Here is a 19,989-nt window from a genome sequence, read left to right as displayed (position 1 = left end):
TTTGTGACTGCTTTTAACCGAGAACTCCGATGACCGAGCCACTGCGCATTGTTTTTGCCGGTACACCCGAATTTGCCGCCGAACACCTCAAGGCGCTGCTTGCCAGCCCTTATGAAATCGTCGCGGTGTACACCCAGCCGGATCGCCCGGCCGGGCGCGGGCAAAAACTGATGCCCAGCCCGGTCAAGCAACTGGCGCTGGAGCACAACATTGCCGTGCTGCAACCGCCGACCCTGCGCAACGCCGACGCCCAGGCGGAACTGGCCGCGCTCAAGCCGGACCTGCTGGTGGTCGTCGCCTACGGCTTGATCCTGCCCCAGGCTGTACTCGATATCCCACGTTTGGGCTGCATCAACAGCCACGCTTCGTTGCTACCACGCTGGCGCGGAGCGGCGCCAATCCAGCGCGCCGTGGAAGCGGGCGACAGCGAAAGCGGTGTGACGGTGATGCGCATGGAAGCAGGGCTGGACACCGGCCCCATGCTGCTCAAAGTCACCACGCCGATCACTGCCCAAGACACCGGCGGCAGCCTGCACGATCGCCTGGCTGAAATGGGCCCGCCGGCCGTCATCCAGGCCATCGCCGGTCTTGCTGCCGGCACCCTGGAAGGCGAGGTGCAGGACGACAGCCTGGCCACCTACGCCCACAAACTGAACAAAGACGAAGCGCGCATTGACTGGAGTCGCCCGGCCGTGGAGCTTGAGCGTCTGGTGCGTGCGTTCAACCCATGGCCTGTCTGCCACAGCACGCTCAACGGCGAAGCCTTGAAAGTATTGGCCGCGACCCTGGCCGAGGGCACAGGCGCTCCGGGTGAAATCATCGGCGCCAGCAAAGACGGTCTGTTGGTGGCGTGCGGCGAACAAGCGCTGTGCCTGACCCGTCTGCAATTACCCGGTGGCAAGGCGCTGAATTTCAGCGATCTGTTCAACAGCCGTCGTGAGAAGTTTGCCCTGGGCACCGTTCTCGGCGTGGTCGCCCAATGAACCCGCGTCTGGCCGCCGCCAAGGCCCTCGCCGCCGTGCTCAACGGCAAAGCATCGCTGAACAGTTCGCTGCCCACGCAGATGGATAAGGTTGAAGACCGTGATAGGGGCTTCACCCAGGACCTGGCCTTTGGCACTGCGCGTTGGCAGCCACGCTTGTCGGCACTGGCAACCAAGTTGCTGCAAAAGCCGTTCAAGGCGGCCGATGCCGATGTTGAAGCGCTGCTGCTGGTCGGTCTCTACCAACTGCTCTATACCCGCGTACCGGCCCACGCCGCCATTGGTGAAACGGTGGGCTGCGCCGACAAACTGAAAAAACCCTGGGCCAAGGCCCTGCTCAATGCCGTGCTGCGCCGCGCCCAGCGCGAAAGCGAAGAGCTGCTGGCCGAGCTGGAACATGACCCGGTGGTGCGCACCGCGCATCCGCGCTGGCTGCAAAAATCCCTGAAGGCGTTCTGGCCGCAGCAATGGGAAGCCATTTGCGCGGCGAACAATGCCCATCCGCCGATGATCCTGCGCGTCAACCGTCGCCATCACAGCCGCGACGCCTACCTGCAACTGCTCACCGAGGCCGGCATCAACGCCGCGCCGTGCGTGTACAGCATCGACGGGATCGTGCTCGAAGTCGCCACCGACGTGCGCAGCCTGCCGGGCTTTGCCGACGGTTGGATCAGCGTGCAGGACGAGGCCGCACAACTGGCCGCCGACCTGCTCGACCTGGCACCCGGCCAACGCGTCTTGGACGCCTGCTGCGCGCCGGGCGGTAAAACTTGCCACATTCTGGAAGTCGAAAAGGACCTGGGCGGTGTGGTAGCGGTCGACCTGGAAGCCAAACGCCTGGCGCGCGTACGGGAAAACCTCGCACGCCTGGGTTTGAGCGCCGAGCTGATCGCCGCCGACGGACGTGACACCGCCACTTGGTGGGACGGCAAACCGTTCCAGCGCATCCTGCTGGATGCGCCCTGTTCGGCCACCGGCGTGATCCGCCGCCACCCGGATATCAAGCTGACCCGCCAACCTGACGACATCGCCGCTCTGGCCGTGTTGCAGGGCGAACTGCTCGACGCACTGTGGCCCACCCTGGAAGTCGGCGGCATTCTGCTTTATGCCACCTGTTCCACCTTGCCCACCGAGAATACCGAGGTCATCCAAGCCTTCCTCGCCCGCACCAGCGGCGCACGGGAACTGGACCTCGCGACCACGGCCGGCATCAAGCAACCGCACGGTCGCCAATTGCTCGCGCAGGAAGGTGGGCATGATGGCTTCTACTACGCCAAACTGATCAAGATCGCCGCCGCGCGCGGCTGAATGGTTTTAAGGGAGTGACCGGATGAAAATCATCATCCTCGGGGCAGGGCAGGTCGGTGGCACGTTGGCTGAACACCTGGCCAGCGAAGCCAACGACATCACCGTGGTCGACACCGATGCCGAGCGCCTGCGCAATCTGGGCGACCGCCTGGACATCCGCACGGTGCAAGGGCGTGCGTCGTTCCCGACCGTGCTGCGTCAAGCCGGCGCCGACGATGCCGACATGCTCGTCGCGGTCACCAACAGCGACGAGACCAACATGGTCGCCTGCCAGGTCGCCCACACGCTGTTCCACACCCCGACCAAGATCGCCCGTGTGCGCGAAGCCGCCTACCTGACCCGCGCGGGCCTGTTCGACAACGATGCCATTCCGGTGGATGTGCTGATCAGTCCGGAACAGGTGGTCACGCACTACATCAAGCGCCTGATCGAAATTCCGGGTGCCTTACAGGTGATCGACTTCGCCGGGGGCAAGGCGCAACTGGTCGCGGTGAAGGCTTACTACGGCGGGCCGCTGGTGGGACAGCAACTGCGTCAATTGCGCGAACACATGCCGAATGTGGAAACCCGCGTCGCCGCGATTTTCCGGCGTGACCGGCCGATCCTGCCCCAGGGCGACACGGTGATCGAAGCAGATGACGAGGTGTTTTTCATCGCGGCCAAGGCGAATATTCGTGCGGTAATGAGCGAAATGCGCCGGCTCGACGAGACCTATAAACGCATCGTCATCGCCGGCGGCGGGCAGATCGGTGAGCGCTTGGCGGAGGCCATCGAAAGTCGCTACCAGGTGAAGATCATCGAGATGAGCCCTGCGCGCTGCCGGCATTTGTCCGACACCCTCGACAGCACCGTGGTGCTGCAAGGCAGCGCCTCGGACCGCGATCTGCTGATGGAAGAAAACATCGCCGATGCCGATATCTTCCTGGCGTTGACCAACGACGACGAGGCCAACATCATGTCCTCGCTGCTGGCCAAGCGGCTGGGGGCGAAGAAGGTGATGACCATCATCAACAACCCGGCCTACGTCGATCTGATTCAGGGCGGCGATATCGACATCGCCATCAGTCCGCAATTGGCGACCATCGGCACCTTGCTCGCTCACGTGCGCCGTGGCGACATCGTCAGCGTGCACTCCCTGCGCCGTGGCGCGGCGGAGGCCATTGAGGCGATCGCCCATGGCGACTCCAAGTCGAGCAAAGTCATCGGCAGAGCCATCCGCGATATCGGCTTGCCACCGGGCACCACCATTGGCGCAATCATTCGCGATGAAGAAGTGATCATTGCCCACGACGACACGGTGATCGCCACCGGTGACCATGTGATCCTGTTCCTGGTGGACAAGAAACATATCCGCGATGTGGAGAAGCTGTTCCACGTGGGCTTGAGCTTTTTCTGATCAAACGGAGTGACCGACATGCTCGAATCCCTGGAGAAAATGCTCGCCAAGGGTGTGGATAATTCGCTGCTGCGGTTTGGCTTGGGCAAGGGTTATCTGGATCTGAAGGACAACGCCAAGGCGGCAGAGCATTTGCAGCGCTGCGTCGAGTTCGATCCGAAATATTCGGCGGCGTGGAAGTTGCTGGGCAAGGCGCAGCAAGGGCTGGGGGATAGCGTGGCCGCTCGCCAGGCGTGGGAGAAGGGCATCGAAGCGGCCCAGGCCCATGGGGACAAACAGGCCGAAAAAGAAATGACGGTATTCCTGAAGAAACTCGACCGCCTGGCCTGAGCGGAATCCAAATGTGGGAGGGGGCTTGCCCCCGATAGCAGTGTGTCAGCCAATGCATCTGTGACTGAACAACCGCTATCGGGGGCAAGCCCCCTCCCACATTGGTTTCTGTGGTGATCTTGAGTCAGTACCACCGCGCTTCACCCGGCGGCCGTTTCTTGAAGCGTTTCATGCTCCACATGTACTGGCTCGGGTAGGCGCCGACATACCGCTCCACCACCTTGCTCATCGCTGCGCAGGACGTGGCGGTGTCAGTGCTGTACATGTCTTCCGGGGCCGCTTCCAGGATCACCTTGTAGCCCGAGCCGTCCGGCAGGCGCAGCGCGTGCAGGAACACGCCCACCGCCTTGTGACCCGCGAGCATGTTCGGCACGAACTTGCTGGTCAGCGCCTGGGTGGCGAAGAACGGCACGAAAATGCCGGCGGATTCAGCCGGCTCTGGGTCAGCCGGGATACCCACCTGGCCGCCTTTGCGCACTTCCTTGATCACGCTGAGAATGCCTTCCTTGGTGGAAGCGGCCACGCGGTTACCCAGTTGCACGCGTTGCTTGCGCAACAAGTCATCAACAGCCTTGAGCTTGGGCGGGCGATAGAAAATGATCGGTTTGCACTGGCTGCAATAAAAGTGATTCAGCACTTCCCAGTTGCCCAGGTGGCTGGTGATGCCCACCACCCCTTTACCCGAGGCCAGGGCTTCGTGCAGCACCTCCAGACCCTCGACTTCGCGCACCAGGTCGATGGAACGCTGGGCCGGCCAGATCCAGGCGCAGGCGCTTTCGGTCAGTGACTTGCCGATGTCCATCAGGCTGCGGCCCACCAGGCGCTCGCGTTCGACCGGGTCCATGTCCGGGAAACACTTGGACAGGTTGATCCGCACCGTGTCGCGGGAGCGGTTGGGGGTTTTCCACATGATCCAGCCGATGCCCGTGCCGACGGCTTGTACGGCGCGCCAGGGCAGCAGGGCAAACAACCGAAGAGCGCCTACCAGCAAGGCGCCTTTAAACTTTTCCACAGGTCACTCCTGATCGTGTGTGGTACGCAAAGCGCGCATTCTAACCGGCGTTGACCAGGTCCGCGTAACGGTCGCAGTCCTGGGTGTGGTCCATGACCATGCCCGAGGCCTGCATGAACGCGTAGCAGATGGTCGGCCCGACAAAGGTGAAGCCGGCTTTCTTCAAGGCGCGGCTCATGGCTTCGGCTTCGGGCGTAATCGCCGGGACGTCGCTGCGATCCTTGAAATGATTGACCTTGGGCTTGCCGCCGACAAACGACCAGAGCAACCCCACCGGGTCTTTCAGCGCCAGCCAGGCGGCGGCGTTGCGGCGTGTGGCATTGAGCTTGAGGCGATTGCGCACGATGCCCGGGTCCTGCATCAGCGTTTCGATTTCAGCGTCGGTCAGCCTGGCCAGGCGCTGCGCATCAAAGCCGAACAGCACCTTCCGGTAATGCTCGCGTTTGCGTAAAACGGTGATCCAGGACAAGCCCGCCTGGAACCCTTCGAGCAAAAGCAACTCGAACAAACCCTGCGCATCGCGCAGCGGCGTTCCCCACTCTTGATCGTGATAAGCCATGTACAGCGGATCTTCAGAACACCAAAAGCAGCGTGGCATAAGGCTCCAGGGAGTGGTGGCAGGGCCGAATCGGGTATACTCCCGCTCTTTAAATCGCAGCCCAAGTAACAGGTGAATTTCGTGAGCCAGCCTACGCCAGCCGTGCGTACCTTCCAAGACTTGATCCTCGCCCTCCAGCAATACTGGGCCGAGCAAGGTTGTGTGGTACTTCAGCCCTACGATATGGAAGTAGGCGCCGGCACTTTCCACACCGCTACCTTCCTGCGGGCCATCGGCCCGGAAACCTGGAACGCCGCTTATGTGCAGCCCAGTCGTCGCCCGACTGACGGCCGCTACGGCGAAAACCCGAACCGTCTGCAGCACTACTACCAGTTCCAGGTGGTATTGAAGCCCAACCCGGACAACTTCCAGGAACTGTACCTGGGCTCGCTGAAACATGTCGGCCTGGACCCACTGGTCCACGACATCCGTTTTGTCGAAGACAACTGGGAATCGCCAACCCTGGGCGCCTGGGGCCTGGGCTGGGAAGTCTGGCTCAATGGCATGGAAGTGACGCAATTCACCTACTTCCAGCAAGCGGGCGGCATCGAGTGCTACCCGGTGACCGGCGAAATCACCTACGGCCTGGAGCGCCTGGCCATGTACCTGCAGGGCGTGGACTCGGTCTATGACCTGGTGTGGGCTGACGGCCCGTTCGGCAAAGTCACCTACGGCGACGTGTTCCACCAGAACGAAGTGGAGCAGTCCACCTACAACTTCGAACACGCCAACGTCGACAAGCTGTTCGAACTGTTCGACTTCTATGAAAGCGAAGCCAAGCGCCTGATCGAACTCGATCAGCCGTTGCCGTTGCCGAGCTATGAAATGGTGTTGAAGGCCTCCCATACCTTCAACCTGCTGGACGCGCGCCGTGCCATCTCGGTAACCGCACGCCAGCAATACATCCTGCGAGTACGCACCCTGGCGCGTTCCGTCGCTCAAGCCTACCTGCTGGCGCGCGCCAAGCTGGGCTTCCCGATGGCAACCCCGGATTTGCGTGATGAAGTGTTGGCTAAGCTGGAGGCTGCACAATGAGTGCTCAAGATTTCCTGGTTGAACTGGGCACCGAAGAGCTGCCGCCCAAGGCACTCAACACCCTGGCCGACGCATTCCTGGCCGGTATCGAAAAAGGTCTGCACAGCGCTGGCTTGAAGTTCGAGGCGAAGAAAGTCTACGCCGCGCCACGTCGCCTGGCGGTATTGCTGACCGCACTGGAAACCCAGCAGCCGGACCGCAATATCAACCTCGACGGCCCGCCGCGTCAGGCCGCATTCGACGCCGAAGGCAACCCGACTCAAGCGGCACTGGGCTTTGCCAAGAAGTGCGGCGTCGAGCTGAGCGAGATTGACCAGAGCGGCCCGAAACTGCGCTTCAGCCAGGTCATCCCCGGCAAGCCGACGGCCAGCCTGTTGCCGACCATCGTGGAAGATTCCCTGAACGACCTGCCGATCCCCAAGCGCATGCGCTGGGGTGCGCGCAAGGAAGAATTCGTACGCCCAACCCAGTGGCTGGTGATGCTGCTCGGTGACCAGGTCATCGAGTGCACCATCCTCGCCCAGAAGGCCGGTCGCGATTCCCGTGGCCATCGCTTCCACCACCCCGAGAGCGTGCGCATCACCTCGCCGGCCAACTACCTCAATGACCTGCGCGCCGCTTACGTGCTGGCCGATGCCAATGAGCGTCGTGAGCTGATCAGCAAGCGTACCGAGGAGCTGGCGCGCCTGCAGGAAGGCACCGCCATCGTGCCGCCAAGCCTGCTCGACGAAGTGACCGCCCTGGTTGAATGGCCGGTGCCGCTGGTGTGCTCGTTCGAAGAACGTTTCCTCGATGTGCCGCAGGAAGCGCTGATCACCACCATGCAGGACAACCAGAAATACTTCTGCCTGCTGGACGCGGACGGTAAGTTGCTGCCGCGCTTTATCACCGTGGCCAACATCGAAAGCACGGACCCGCAACAGATCATCGCCGGTAACGAGAAAGTCGTGCGTCCGCGCCTGACCGACGCCGAGTTCTTCTTCAAGCAGGACAAGAAGCAGAAGCTCGAAGACTTCAATCTGCGCCTGCAAAACGTGGTGTTCCAGGAAAAACTCGGCAGCGTCTACGACAAGGCCGTGCGCGTTTCCAAGCTGGCGGCCTACATCGCGCCTCGCATTGGTGGCGACGCTGCCTGGGCCGCGCGCGCAGGTCTGCTGTCCAAGTGCGACCTGGCCACCGAAATGGTCGGCGAGTTCCCTGAAATGCAGGGCGTGGCCGGTTACTACTACGCCCTCAACGACGGCGAACCCAACGATGTGGCCCTGGCGCTGAACGAGCAATACATGCCACGGGGTGCCGGTGCCGAGCTGCCTAGCACCCTGACCGGTGCGGCCGTGGCTATCGCCGACAAGCTGGACACCCTCGTTGGCATCTTCGGTATCGGCATGCTGCCCACCGGCAGCAAAGACCCGTATGCGCTGCGCCGTGCGGCCCTGGGCGTGTTGCGTATCCTGATCGACAAGCAGCTGGACCTCGACCTGACCCAGGCCGTGGTGTTCGCAGTCGGCCAGTTCGGTGCCAAGGTCAAGCAGGCGGGCCTGGCCGAGCAAGTGCTGGAGTTCGTATTCGACCGCCTACGTGCGCGTTACGAAGATGAAAGCGTGGACGTTTCCGTCTACCTGTCGGTGCGTGCCCTGCAGCCGGGTTCGGCGCTGGACTTCGATCAACGCGTACAGGCGGTACAGGCATTCCGCAAGTTGCCGGAAGCCGATGCCCTGGCCGCCGTGAACAAGCGCGTATCGAACCTGTTGAGCAAGGCCGACAACCTGGGTACTGCCGAGGTGGATCCAAGCCTGTTTGCCGATGCCAAGGAGTTCTCGCTGAACTCGGCCATCGTCAAGGCCGAGAACGCCGTGAAGCCGTTGATCGCCGAGCGTAACTACGCTGAAGCGCTGGCGCGCCTGGCATCGTTGCGTGAACCGGTGGACGCGTTCTTTGAAGCGGTAATGATCAATGCCGACGATGCCGGCGTGCGGAAAAACCGCTACGCCATGCTCGCGCGCCTGCGTGGCCTGTTCATCAATATCGCTGACATTTCCGTACTGGGCTGATCATGTTGAAACTGCTGATTCTCGATCGGGACGGGGTGATCAATTACGACTCCGACGCTTACATCAAGTCGGTGGCGGAATGGATTCCATTGCCCGGTTCGATCGAGGCCATCGCGCAGTTGAGCAAAGCTGGCTGGACAGTGGCCATTGCCACCAACCAGTCCGGCATCGCACGCGGTTATTACGACATTGCCACCCTGGACGCCATGCACGCGCGCTTGCGCAGGCTGGTGGCGGAGCAGGGCGGCGAGGTGGGGCTGGTGGTTTACTGCCCTCACGGGCCGAATGAGGGCTGCGACTGTCGCAAACCCAAACCTGGCATGCTGAAAATCATTGCAGAACATTACAAGGTGCCCTTGGCTGGGATATGGTTCGTCGGAGACAGTCTCGGTGACCTGGAGGCGGCCAAAGCCGTCGACTCTCAGCCAGTTTTGGTAAAGACCGGAAAAGGCGAAAAGACCCAGGTAAAAAACCTGCCGGTCGGCACCTTGATTTTTGACGATCTGGCGGCGGTTGCCGCAGAACTTATCAACAACTAGCCGCCCTCGACTTCCTGACCAAGGATTGCTCGGGAGTGCGCTTTTAACAGGCGGGCCGTGTCCCGCAACGGTAAATGCTGCCATGTCGATCTTGCAGGCCATCAGAACCTTTTTCTTTTACCTGCTGCTGGGCACCAGTTCGTTTCTCTGGTGCACCCTGAGCTTTTTTATTGCACCTTTCCTGCCGTTCAAGGCGCGCTATCGCTTTATCAATGTGTATTGGTGCCGCTGCGCGCTGTGGCTGTCCAAGGTATTGCTGGGCATCCGCTTCGAAATCAAGGGCGCGCAAAACGTCCCGGAGCAGCCCTGCGTGATTCTGTCGAACCACCAGAGCACTTGGGAAACATTCTTCCTCTCGGCGTATTTTTCACCCCTGAGCCAGGTGCTCAAGCGTGAGCTGCTGTACGTGCCGTTCTTTGGCTGGGCCATGGCGATGCTGCGTCCGATTGCGATCGATCGTGACAATCCCAAGGCGGCGCTCAAGCACGTGGCCAAAAAGGGCGACGAGCTGCTCAAGGATGGCGTTTGGGTGCTGATCTTTCCCGAGGGTACGCGCGTGCCTTATGGCACCGTAGGAAAGTTCTCGCGGGGCGGCACTGCATTGGCGGTCAACGCCAACCTGCCGGTGCTGCCGATTGCCCATAACGCCGGCAAGTTCTGGCCCAAGACCGGCTGGGCCAAACGCGCAGGCACCATTACCGTGGTGATCGGCGAGCCCATGTATGCAGAGGGCGAAGGCCCACGCGCCATTGCCGCCTTGAATGATCGCGCCGCAGCATGGAATCAAGCGCAGCAACGGGCCATGGGTTCATTGCCGCCGGAGCCTGTAGTGGTAGAGACACCGGTTATTTGAGCATCTGTGGATAAGCTGTGTACGGAATGTTGGAGAATTGGCGCTTTTACTTCATAACTAGCTGATTTAGGTACATATTTCTGAAGCTTATAAAACAGCTAAAACCGTGCATAAGTTTTTTCTCATAAAAAAACCGGTCCTTGTGACCGGTTTTTTATACACAGCAAAAAAATCGCTTTTCAATCGTCTAACTGCGGCAGCCGCAGGATAAAAGTCGAGCCGGTACCCAGCTCGCTTTCGCATATCACGCGCCCACCGTGGCGTTCCACCACAGCCTTCACCATCGTCAGGCCCAACCCCAAACCGTCGCTGCCGTGGGCCGAATCGAAGCGCCGATATTGATTGAACAGTTCCGGCAAATCCTGCGGGGCAATACCGGGCCCCTGGTCGCTGATGCGACATTCCAACCAGCCCCGCACGCTGACGTGGCTTAACCTGATGGTGGTGGTGGACGGCGAATATTTGATCGCATTCTCCAGCACATTGAACAGCGCTCGGGTGAGCAGCGATTGATCGGCGTTCACCATGCCTTCATCGGCTTCATCCAGATCGTGAACCAGATGAATGCCCTTGAGCTGGGCGATGATCGCTACCTGGTCGAAAGCATCCATCACTAGCATGGCGAACAGGGTGGGCTGAAATTGGTAGCCGTCAGCCTCGGCTTTCGCCAGTTGCACGAAGGATTCGGTCAGGCTCAGCGCCCGACGGACCTGTTGTTCGATCTGGTCAAATACGGGCGATTCACTTTCATGTAGATCCAACAGGGCGAGGATTGCCGAATGTGGCGCCCGCAGGTCATGGGACAAAAAACGCAGCATGGTCTCGCGATGCTGTTGGGCTTCGCGTTCCTTGCTTAAATCCGTGAGGCTCAGCAGCCAACCAAGGGCGATGTCACCTTCGGCCGGCAGCAAGGGTGCAAGCTCCATGCGCAAGCTACGTTGGTGAATATCTCGGAACTCGACCAACTCCAATTCGCACAGGGCAGGGCGCATACCGTTATGCAGCGGCGGATAACCCAGATCGGCCAGATGTTCCAGGAGGTTTTCGCGCACCAGGTCGCCGCCGAATACATCACGGGCAACGCGATTGGCCAACAGGATGCTGCCCTGAGGGTCGGTAATCAGTGTCGCGACCGGCAAGCATTCCAATCCATCGGCCATAAAGCGCCGAGTATCGCGCGTGCGACTGACCACCTGCTCAAGGGCGAAGATGCGCCCTTGCAGCACATCGCCCTTACTGGCAGGCGCGCGCCGCCGCTCTGGCAAGACTTTGGGTTCGTTATCCAGACGGGCGAGTTCCCAGCCGAAGTAGGCGAGGATCACACTCAAGCGTCGCCAGTTCCAGATTAAATAGCTGAGCAACAAGCCAATCAGACACGCTGCGGGCGACCACCAGTGTCCGAGGCTCAACAGCACCCACGAACCGAGTATCGAGGCAGCCATGCCGCCCAGAGTCATCCACAGCGCGTAACGCGGTCGATACAGCAGCAGGCCCAGCAAAAGAGCCACCAGGGCGGTAGCCAACAACGCCGCGAGCCAATCCGGTAGATCCACAATACTGCGCCCCTGCAGCAAGCCATTGAGCACATTGGCCTGAATCTCAACACCCGCTGTCGAGCGAGTAGAGGAGAGCGGCGTAACAAAATTTTCGCCCATCCCATAGGCTGTGGCGCCAACCAGAATCAGACGACCGCGCAGCCATTCTGGAGATACTTCGCCACGCAGTACGCTGGCGTAGGAAACACTCGGGAAGCGCTCATGCGCAGAGGTAAAAGGCACGCGAATTTCATGCTCCTGATGCCATTGCTGAGCATCAGGCTCTTGAGGTATGCCCGGCATTCCCCCTGGTTGCCCGTTCAACGTGAATGCCAGCCAAGCCAACTGCGGGAGTGCGTTTCCCGGTGGGCCTTCACGTAGATACAGGCTGCGCACAACACCATCACTATCCGATTCGACGTTGATGTGTCCGATACCCATGGCGCACTTGAACAGGGGCGAAAATGGCTCTCCTGACTGACTGGACCGTGCACCGCTATCCATCACAACGGGTAGCAATACATTGCCTGCCTTGCACACGGCCTCGGCCAATCGTTGATCACCTGCGCCTTCGCCGGGACCACTGAAGATGACATCGAACAAGATGGCTGCCGGCTGTGCGGCGCTGAGGCGTTCGACCATGTCCGCATGCACGCTGCGCGGCCAGGGCCATGGACCAATTTCTTCCAGGCTTGGCGCGTCAATGGTCACCAACACAATGCGAGGGTCTACCGGCAACGGCGTCAACTGGCGCAGGCTGTCATAGAGCGGGTTATTGAGGGCCAGGCCCGGGCTCAAGGATAAGTATGCGGTCAAGGGCAGCAATACCAGGCCGATCAACAGCCACTCCCGCACCAGCCCGTGAAAAAGAAGTTGCGCCCGGGTGGGTTGGCGTTTTTCAGCCTTGCCCCATAGTTTCATACGGCCACCGCCGCAGGCTCGCCAAGGCATCGACAACCGCTAGGTGAAAAAGTCATAAGCCCCGGTCTCCCTCCAGGTGGTTACGCTGAAACGCATCAGAGGTACTGAGACCGGTGAAGCTGATTTCTGTCGTATTGGCGTATCAGGCGATCACCATACCGTACATCGATCCTTTTCCTCATAGCCAGGAGCCGGTATCTTTCCCTCGGGATACCGAAGTCTTTCGATGGACTACGGCGCTTTGATATCAGCGTATCGAGAGATTCCACCTTGGATGTATCCGACCATAATTATTCAGATTCAGAGGCGGGTATTCGTACAAGTTGCCTCTGATTGAGCAGTCGTATTTTTGCAGGAAGGACCCACTTATGCGCGTCGCAATACTGGACGATGAACCCGCCGAATTGAGACGCGTGGAACAGACACTGCGACAGATTCCCGGCACATCGGAACAGCCCTGGTCCCTGCATTGCTTTGAGCGCGGTGAGGACCTGCTGCGCCAACTGCGCCGTGAAACCTTCGACCTGCTGATACTCGACTGGCAACTTCCGGATATCAGTGGAATCGCGTTGCTGCGCTGGACTCGCGAGCACATGCAATCACCGCCCGCCGTGGTCATGCTTACCAGCCGCGATGCCGAGAGCGATATCGTCACGGCACTCAACAGCGGGGCAGACGATTACGTCAGCAAACCTTTTCGACCTAACGAACTCAAGGCCCGCGTCACCGCGGTCCTTCGTCGGCATGGACTTCAAAAGCCGGCTGGTAATGAAATCCAAAGCTTCAACGATCTGACATTCGATGATGCCGAGCTGACCGTTACCCGCGCCGGCAAACCGATCAACCTCACCGAACGGGAATACCGTTTGGCCAGTTGCCTGTTTGCCAACCTGGCGCGCCCGCTTTCTCGCGAGTACTTGTATGAGCGATTCTGGACCCACGAAGAAATGGTGTCGTCCCGACCGCTGGATACCCACATCTACCGTTTGCGTAACAAGCTCGGATTAACGGCCGACCGAGGCTGGCAACTGCTGACCATCTATGGGTATGGGTACCGATTGGAGAGCGTGGCAACGCAGGCTGAAAGCTGAAAGAAGTGAGATGTTCCACGTGGAGCATTTGGCATTGAACATGATCGTTCCCACGCTGAGCGCGGGAACGATCAATAAATAACCAATAAAAAAGGCCAACGCTAAGCGTTGGCCTTTTTGTTTTTTGCGGGACCTGATCAGAAATCCAGGTTGGAAACCGCCAGCGCGTTGCTCTCGATGAAGTCACGACGAGGCTCGACCGCATCACCCATCAGGGTGTTGAAGATCTGGTCTGCGCCAATGGCGTCTTCGATAGTTACGCGCAGCATGCGACGCTGAGCCGGGTCCATGGTGGTTTCCCATAGCTGATCCGGGTTCATTTCGCCCAGACCTTTGTATCGCTGGATGGTGTGACGCTTGGTGCTTTCAGCCATCAACCAGTCCAGGGCTTCCTTGAACTCCTTGACCTGCTTCTTGCGCTCTCCACGCTGAATGTAAGCACCGTCGTCGAGCAACGTGCTCAATTGCGCGCCAAGGGTAACGACCGTCTTATAGTCATTGCTACCGAAGAAGTCGCGGTTGAACGTAACGTAGTTCGACAGGCCGTGGGAGATCAGTTCAACCTCCGGTAGCCAGACGTTACGTTCACGGTCTTCACGCAAGCTGGCTTTGTAGACCAGGCCGGATTTTTCCGAAGTACGCAGGCGAACTTCATACTGTGCAAGCCAGTTCTGCATGTGCGCATGATCGCCCAGCTGTTCGAGGCTGACAGACGGCAGGTAGATGAAGTGCTCGGTCAGCTCCTGAGGGTACAGGCGCGACAAGCGCTTGAGCGTCTTCATCACCATGCGGAAGTCGTTTACCAGGCGCTCCAGCGCCTCCCCGGAAATACCTGGGGCTTCGTCGTTCAAGTGCAGGCTGGCATCTTCCAGGGCCGACTGCGTCATGTACTCTTCCATGGCGTCGTCGTCTTTGATGTATTGCTCTTGTTTGCCCTTTTTCACTTTGTACAACGGCGGTTGGGCAATGTAGATGTAGCCGCGCTCGATCAGCTCAGGCAACTGACGGAAGAAGAAGGTCAGCAGCAGGGTACGGATGTGCGAACCGTCGACGTCAGCATCGGTCATGATGATGATGTTGTGGTAGCGCAGCTTGTCGATGTTGTATTCGTCACGGCCGATACCGCAGCCCAGCGCCGTGATCAAGGTGCCGACTTCCTGGGAGGAAATCATCTTGTCGAAGCGCGCCTTCTCGACGTTGAGGATCTTGCCCTTCAACGGCAGGATGGCCTGGGTGCGACGGTTGCGACCCTGCTTGGCGGAACCGCCAGCAGAGTCACCTTCCACCAGATAGAGTTCGGAGAGGGCAGGGTCCTTCTCCTGGCAGTCCGCCAACTTGCCTGGCAGGCCGGCGATGTCCAGCGCGCCTTTACGGCGGGTCATCTCGCGGGCCTTACGCGCCGCTTCACGGGCACGTGCGGCGTCGATCATCTTGCCGACAACCAGCTTGGCTTCGTTCGGGTTCTCCAGCAGGAAGTCGGAGAAGTACTTGCCCATTTCCTGTTCCACAGCGGTCTTCACTTCGGAAGACACGAGCTTGTCTTTGGTCTGGGAGCTGAACTTCGGATCCGGCACTTTTACCGAGATGATCGCTGTCAGGCCTTCGCGCGCATCGTCACCGGTAGTGGCGACTTTATGCTTCTTGGCCAAGCCTTCGGCTTCGATGTAAGTGTTCAGGTTACGCGTCAGCGCAGAGCGGAAACCCACCAGGTGAGTACCGCCGTCGCGCTGAGGAATGTTGTTGGTGAAGCACAACAGGTTCTCGTTGAAGCTGTCGTTCCACTGCAGGGCGATCTCCACACCGATGCCGTCTTCACGCTGGATGTTGAAGTGGAACACCTGGTTGACCGCAGTCTTGTTGGTGTTCAGATATTCAACGAACGCACGCAGGCCACCTTCGTACTTGAACAACTCTTCCTTGGCGCTACGCTCATCCTTGAGGATGATGCCGACACCAGAGTTGAGGAACGACAGTTCGCGAATCCGCTTGGCCAGGATGTCCCAGCTGAAGTGGATGTTCTTGAAGGTGTCAGCCGATGGCTTGAAGTGGATCTGGGTACCCGTGGTTTCACTGTCACCGACGATTTTCATCGGCTCCTGTGGCACACCGTGAACGTAAGTCTGTTCCCAGATTTTGCCGCTGCGACGTACGGTGAGCACCAGCTCTTCGGAAAGTGCGTTCACTACCGATACACCTACACCGTGCAAACCACCGGAGACTTTGTAGGAGTTGTCGTCGAACTTACCGCCGGCGTGGAGCACGGTCATGATGACCTCTGCCGCCGAGACGCCTTCTTCTTTATGCACATCTACCGGAATACCGCGACCGTTGTCGCGCACGGTAATGGATTCGTCCGGGTGGATAATAATGCTGATGTCGTCGCAGTGACCGGCCAAAGCTTCGTCGATGGAGTTATCGACCACCTCGAACACCATGTGGTGCAGACCGCTACCATCATCGGTGTCGCCAATGTACATACCGGGACGTTTGCGTACGGCATCCAAACCTTTCAGCACTTTAATGCTGGTCGAGTCGTACGTGTTTTCTTCGCTCATGCCTTCACTCCCGATGGTCGTGGGTCTGGGTGATACGGCCTTGTTCCACGTGGAACAAAGCGACTGGCGTTTCCGTCTGCCAGCCTTCCCTCAATAATTCGTGGTCTACACAGGTGATAAACACTTGGCAGCGTAAGTCTTCCAATAAGCGGCATAGCGCGCGGCGGTGCTGCTCGTCGAGTTCGGACGGCAAGTCATCCACCAGATAAATACACTGGCCGCGTCGGGCCTGGCTGACCAGATGCCCCTGCGCAATACGCAATGCACACACCACCAACTTCTGCTGGCCGCGGGACAAGATATCCGCAGCATTGTGAGCGCCTAATCTAAGGCGCAAATCAGCGCGTTGAGGTCCGGCCTGGGTGTGGCCAATTTGCTGGTCACGCTGCAGGGAGGTCGCAAGCACTGCATTCAGCTCGCGTTCCTTGTCCCAACCGCGGTAATAACTCAGCGTCAGCCCCTCGAGGTCCAACAGCTCGCTCAAGGTCTGCTCAAAGACTGGTTTCAAGGCTTTGATATAGGCACGGCGGTATTCATCTATTTCGTCGCTGGCCAGGCACAGCTCCCGGTCCCAGGCCGCTTGTGAAGCGGCGTCAAGTGTACCATGCCGCAGCCACGAGTTCCGCTGCCGCAGGGCCTTCTGCAGGCGCTGCCACGTGGCCATGAACCGTGGTTCCACGTGGAACACTCCCCAGTCGAGGAATTGTCTGCGGATTTTTGGTGCGCCTTCCAACAAGCGAAAGCTGTCGGGGTTGATCAATTGCAACGGCAGGATTTCCGCCAGCTGCGCTGCACTGCGCGCATTTTGCCCATCGATGCGAATCTGAAACTCCCCGCTGCGATCACGAGATATCCCCAGGGCGCTGTGCCCACCTTCGGCCAATTCAACCTGGCCAAATACCGTGCATGCCAGCTGCTCGTATTGGATCACCGGTAACAGGCGGGCACTACGAAAGGAACGGGCGAGCCCCAGCAAGTGGATGGCTTCCAGCACGCTGGTTTTGCCACTGCCGTTGGCGCCATGGAGAATGTTGATGCGAGGGGAAGGGGAGAAGGTCACCGGGTGCAGATTGCGCACCGCGGTGACCGAGACGCGACTGAGGGACATCTAGCTTCTGCTGAGCATGATTACAGACGCATCGGCATAACAACGTAAGCCGAGTCGTCGTTATCGGATTCTTGTACCAGTGCGCTGCTGTTGGAGTCCGACAGAATCAGGCGAACCTGCTCGGTGGTCATCACGCCCAGTACGTCCAGCAGGTAGCTCACGTTAAAGCCGATTTCCAGGTTGCCGCCGTTGTAGTCAACGCCGACTTCTTCTTCCGCTTCTTCCTGTTCCGGGTTGTTCGCCTGGATTTTCAACTGACCATTAGCCAGCTGCAGGCGAATACCCCGGTATTTTTCGTTAGAGAGAATGGCGGTACGGCTGAACGCTTCACGCAGGGCCTGGCGATCACCGAGTACCAGTTTGTCGCCACCTTTAGGCAACACGCGCTCGTAATCGGGAAACTTGCCGTCGACCAGCTTGGAAGTGAAGGTGAATTCGCCGGTGGTCGCGCGGATATGATGCTGACCCAGAACGATGCTGACGTTGCCATCCGGCTCAGTGAGCAAGCGCGCCAACTCCAGGATACCTTTACGCGGCACGATGACCTGGTGACGATCCGGCTGGCCGATATCGGCGCGCATCGAGCACATCGCCAGACGGTGACCGTCGGTGGCGACCGCACGGATGATGCCTTCGGACACCTCCAACAGCATGCCATTGAGGTAGTAACGCACGTCCTGCTGGGCCATGGCGAAGCTGGTGCGCTCGATCAAGCGACGCAGCTTGCTCTGCTCCAGGCTGCAGGTCAGCGAACCCGGACCTTCTTCCACCGTCGGAAAATCGTTGGCCGGCAAGGTGGAGAGGGTGAAACGGCTGCGACCGGCTTTGACAACCAGTTTCGATTCATCGACCTTGATGTCGATCAGCGCGTCGTTCGGCAGGCTCTTGCAGATATCCATCAGCTTGCGCGCCGGCACGGTGATCTCGCCAGGTTCGGCGGGCTCTTCGAGCTGCACGCGGCCAACCAGTTCGACTTCCAGGTCGGTACCGGTCAGGGACAACTGCTGGCCTTCGACCACCAGTAATACGTTGGAAAGCACCGGCAAGGTCTGTCGGCGCTCGACGACGCCTGCGACCAGTTGCAGGGGTTTCAACAGGGCTTCGCGTTGAATGGTGAAATGCATGGTCTAGTCCCTTGCCTTAATAAGCTGCGCTGGTGTCATCAGGTAGTCAGTGTACGCAGCAGGTTCTTGTAGTCCTCGCGAATATCCGCGTCGGATTCCTTAAGTTCGTTGATCTTGCGGCACGCGTGCAAAACCGTGGTGTGGTCGCGACCGCCGAACACATCACCGATTTCCGGCAGGCTGTGGTTGGTCAGCTCCTTGGAGAGGGCCATGGCCACCTGGCGCGGGCGCGCTACCGAGCGCGAACGGCGTTTGGACAGCAGGTCGGAAATCTTGATCTTGTAGTACTCGGCAACGGTGCGCTGGATGTTATCCACACTCACCAGTTTGTCCTGCAGCGCCAGCAAGTCTTTCAGGGATTCGCGAATCAGCTCGATGGTGATGTCGCGCCCCATGAAGTGCGAGTGCGCAATGACCCGCTTGAGTGCACCTTCCAGCTCACGCACGTTGGAACGAATACGTTGGGCAATGAAGAACGCGGCGTCGTGGGGCAGATCGACCTTGGCCTGGTCGGCCTTCTTCATCAGGATCGCGACGCGGGTTTCCAGCTCGGGTGGCTCAACGGCAACAGTCAGACCCCAACCGAAGCGCGACTTCAAGCGCTCCTCGAGACCTTCGATTTCCTTTGGATAACGGTCACTGGTGAGGATGACCTGCTGTCCACCTTCGAGCAGAGCGTTAAACGTGTGGAAAAACTCTTCCTGGGAACGTTCCTTGCGCGCGAAGAATTGAATGTCATCGATCAACAATGCATCAACGGAGCGATAGAAACGCTTGAACTCGTTGATGGCGTTGAGTTGCAGGGCCTTGACCATGTCCGCCACGAAGCGCTCCGAGTGCAGGTAGACCACCTTGGCATTCGGGTTCTTCTTCAACAGGTGGTTACCCACCGCGTGCATCAAGTGGGTTTTACCCAAGCCGACGCCGCCATAAAGGAAGAGCGGGTTGTAACCGTGCTTGGGGTTGTCGGCCACTTGCCAGGCGGCCGCCCGGGCCAGCTGGTTGGACTTGCCTTCGACAAAATTCTCGAAGGTAAAGGTCCGGTTCAGGTAGCTGGTGTGCTTGAGCGCGCCTTCCACCTGCACAGTGCGCTGTTCAGCACGAACCGGAGCTTGTTGAGAGCTGGCGCCAGCCATGGGGTCGAAGCTGTCACGGGACGGTTCTTCGTTCTCGGGTGCATTTTTAGGCGCAGACGATTTTGCGGGCGTCGCCGCAGGCGCTGCAGCAACCGGTGCGGCCTGGGACTGCGATGCAGCTGCGGCCAATGGCGCGTTCGGGGCAGCGCGAGGTGCAGAACTGCGTTTGCTGCCTATTAATAAGGAAAGCACGGGCGCGATGCCGTTACCGTGTTCGTCGAGCAATTCGAGAACGCGGCTCAGGTACTTCTCGTTGACCCAGTCGAGAACAAAACGATTGGGCGCGTAGACACGCAACTCGTCGCCTTCGGCTTCGACCTGTAGCGGACGGATCCAGGTGTTGAATTGCTGGGCAGGCAGCTCATCGCGCAAAAGCTCCACGCACTGCTGCCAAAGTTCCACTGACACGGATATC

General features: G+C 59.5%; 16 protein-coding genes. 9 read left to right on the top strand and 7 right to left on the bottom strand.

Annotation, left to right across the window (positions count from 1 at the left end; genetic code table 11):
- Positions 1–29: 29 nt before the first annotated feature.
- From fmt to MRY17_RS00065, 4 genes are read left to right on the top strand one after another with little or no spacing between them, the layout of a single operon-like run.
- Positions 30–983 carry a methionyl-tRNA formyltransferase gene (fmt, locus tag MRY17_RS00080; protein WP_181284494.1) on the top strand — a complete coding sequence of 318 codons (954 nt, stop codon included), beginning with the start codon at positions 30–32 and terminating at the stop codon, positions 981–983.
- Positions 980–2,290: a 16S rRNA (cytosine(967)-C(5))-methyltransferase RsmB gene (gene rsmB / locus MRY17_RS00075; RefSeq protein ID WP_191956286.1), complete on the top strand. Its 1,311-nt coding sequence runs from the start codon at positions 980–982 to the stop codon at positions 2,288–2,290. Before fmt ends, rsmB begins: the two co-directional genes overlap by 4 nt.
- 22 nt (positions 2,291–2,312) lie before the next feature.
- Entirely contained in the window at positions 2,313–3,686 is a 1,374-nt protein-coding gene (gene trkA / locus MRY17_RS00070) for a Trk system potassium transporter TrkA (RefSeq protein WP_124360585.1), read from the top strand.
- A gap of 18 nt (positions 3,687–3,704) precedes the next feature.
- Positions 3,705–4,016, top strand: coding sequence for a tetratricopeptide repeat protein (locus MRY17_RS00065; RefSeq protein WP_065897832.1), 312 nt, complete (start codon positions 3,705–3,707; stop codon positions 4,014–4,016).
- 124 nt (positions 4,017–4,140) lie between these two features.
- Here the strand turns inward: MRY17_RS00065 and MRY17_RS00060 are convergent, their stop codons facing one another.
- Both MRY17_RS00060 and MRY17_RS00055 read right to left on the bottom strand, forming a co-directional pair.
- Entirely contained in the window at positions 4,141–5,028 is an 888-nt protein-coding gene (locus MRY17_RS00060; RefSeq protein WP_124369040.1) for a lysophospholipid acyltransferase, read from the bottom strand.
- A 40-nt stretch (positions 5,029–5,068) separates the two neighbouring features.
- Entirely contained in the window at positions 5,069–5,626 is a 558-nt protein-coding gene (locus tag MRY17_RS00055; protein ID WP_243353080.1) for a DNA-3-methyladenine glycosylase I, read from the bottom strand.
- 81 nt (positions 5,627–5,707) lie between these two features.
- Between MRY17_RS00055 and glyQ the strand changes: the two genes are divergently transcribed.
- The 4 genes from glyQ (at position 5,708) to MRY17_RS00035 (ending at position 10,104) form a co-directional block, all read left to right on the top strand.
- On the top strand, positions 5,708–6,661 hold the full coding sequence (glyQ, locus tag MRY17_RS00050) for a glycine--tRNA ligase subunit alpha (RefSeq protein WP_003187265.1): 954 nt from the start codon (positions 5,708–5,710) through the stop codon (positions 6,659–6,661).
- A complete protein-coding gene (gene glyS, locus MRY17_RS00045; protein WP_191952445.1) occupies positions 6,658–8,712 on the top strand; it encodes a glycine--tRNA ligase subunit beta in 2,055 nt (684 codons plus the stop codon). Before glyQ ends, glyS begins: the two co-directional genes overlap by 4 nt.
- The gene (gene gmhB / locus MRY17_RS00040; protein WP_181284509.1) at positions 8,712–9,251 is read left to right on the top strand and encodes a D-glycero-beta-D-manno-heptose 1,7-bisphosphate 7-phosphatase; all 540 of its coding nucleotides are present in this window, start codon (positions 8,712–8,714) and stop codon (positions 9,249–9,251) included. The genes glyS and gmhB overlap by 1 nt, the downstream gene beginning before the upstream one ends.
- 82 nt (positions 9,252–9,333) lie before the next feature.
- Positions 9,334–10,104: a lysophospholipid acyltransferase family protein gene (locus MRY17_RS00035; protein WP_181284498.1), complete on the top strand. Its 771-nt coding sequence runs from the start codon at positions 9,334–9,336 to the stop codon at positions 10,102–10,104.
- Positions 10,105–10,283: 179 nt separating this feature from the next.
- Here the strand turns inward: MRY17_RS00035 and MRY17_RS00030 are convergent, their stop codons facing one another.
- Positions 10,284–12,560 (bottom strand): CHASE2 domain-containing protein, encoded by a 2,277-nt coding sequence (locus MRY17_RS00030; protein ID WP_181284499.1) that lies wholly within the window; start codon positions 12,558–12,560, stop codon positions 10,284–10,286.
- 368 nt (positions 12,561–12,928) lie between these two features.
- On the opposite strand from MRY17_RS00030, the gene MRY17_RS00025 reads away from it, so the two are divergent.
- Complete coding sequence (locus MRY17_RS00025; RefSeq protein WP_181284500.1) at positions 12,929–13,651, top strand: response regulator transcription factor; 723 nt, start codon at positions 12,929–12,931, stop codon at positions 13,649–13,651.
- Between the two features lie 137 nt (positions 13,652–13,788).
- Here the strand turns inward: MRY17_RS00025 and gyrB are convergent, their stop codons facing one another.
- Genes gyrB through dnaA form a run of 4 tightly spaced genes read right to left on the bottom strand, consistent with a single transcriptional unit; the run spans position 13,789 to position 19,982 of the window.
- Positions 13,789–16,206, bottom strand: coding sequence for a DNA topoisomerase (ATP-hydrolyzing) subunit B (gene gyrB / locus MRY17_RS00020; RefSeq protein WP_181284502.1), 2,418 nt, complete (start codon positions 16,204–16,206; stop codon positions 13,789–13,791).
- Between the two features lie 4 nt (positions 16,207–16,210).
- Positions 16,211–17,314 carry a DNA replication/repair protein RecF gene (recF, locus tag MRY17_RS00015; protein WP_191956283.1) on the bottom strand — a complete coding sequence of 368 codons (1,104 nt, stop codon included), beginning with the start codon at positions 17,312–17,314 and terminating at the stop codon, positions 16,211–16,213.
- 20 nt (positions 17,315–17,334) lie between these two features.
- Positions 17,335–18,438, bottom strand: coding sequence for a DNA polymerase III subunit beta (dnaN, locus tag MRY17_RS00010; RefSeq protein ID WP_065886702.1), 1,104 nt, complete (start codon positions 18,436–18,438; stop codon positions 17,335–17,337).
- Positions 18,439–18,476: 38 nt separating this feature from the next.
- Positions 18,477–19,982 (bottom strand): chromosomal replication initiator protein DnaA, encoded by a 1,506-nt coding sequence (gene dnaA, locus MRY17_RS00005; RefSeq protein ID WP_181284503.1) that lies wholly within the window; start codon positions 19,980–19,982, stop codon positions 18,477–18,479.
- Between the last annotated feature and the right edge of the window lie 7 nt (positions 19,983–19,989).

This window comes from Pseudomonas orientalis, from assembly GCF_022807995.1.
Classification (GTDB): domain Bacteria; phylum Pseudomonadota; class Gammaproteobacteria; order Pseudomonadales; family Pseudomonadaceae; genus Aquipseudomonas; species Aquipseudomonas orientalis_B.
This window is presented reverse-complemented; position numbering and strand designations above follow the sequence as displayed.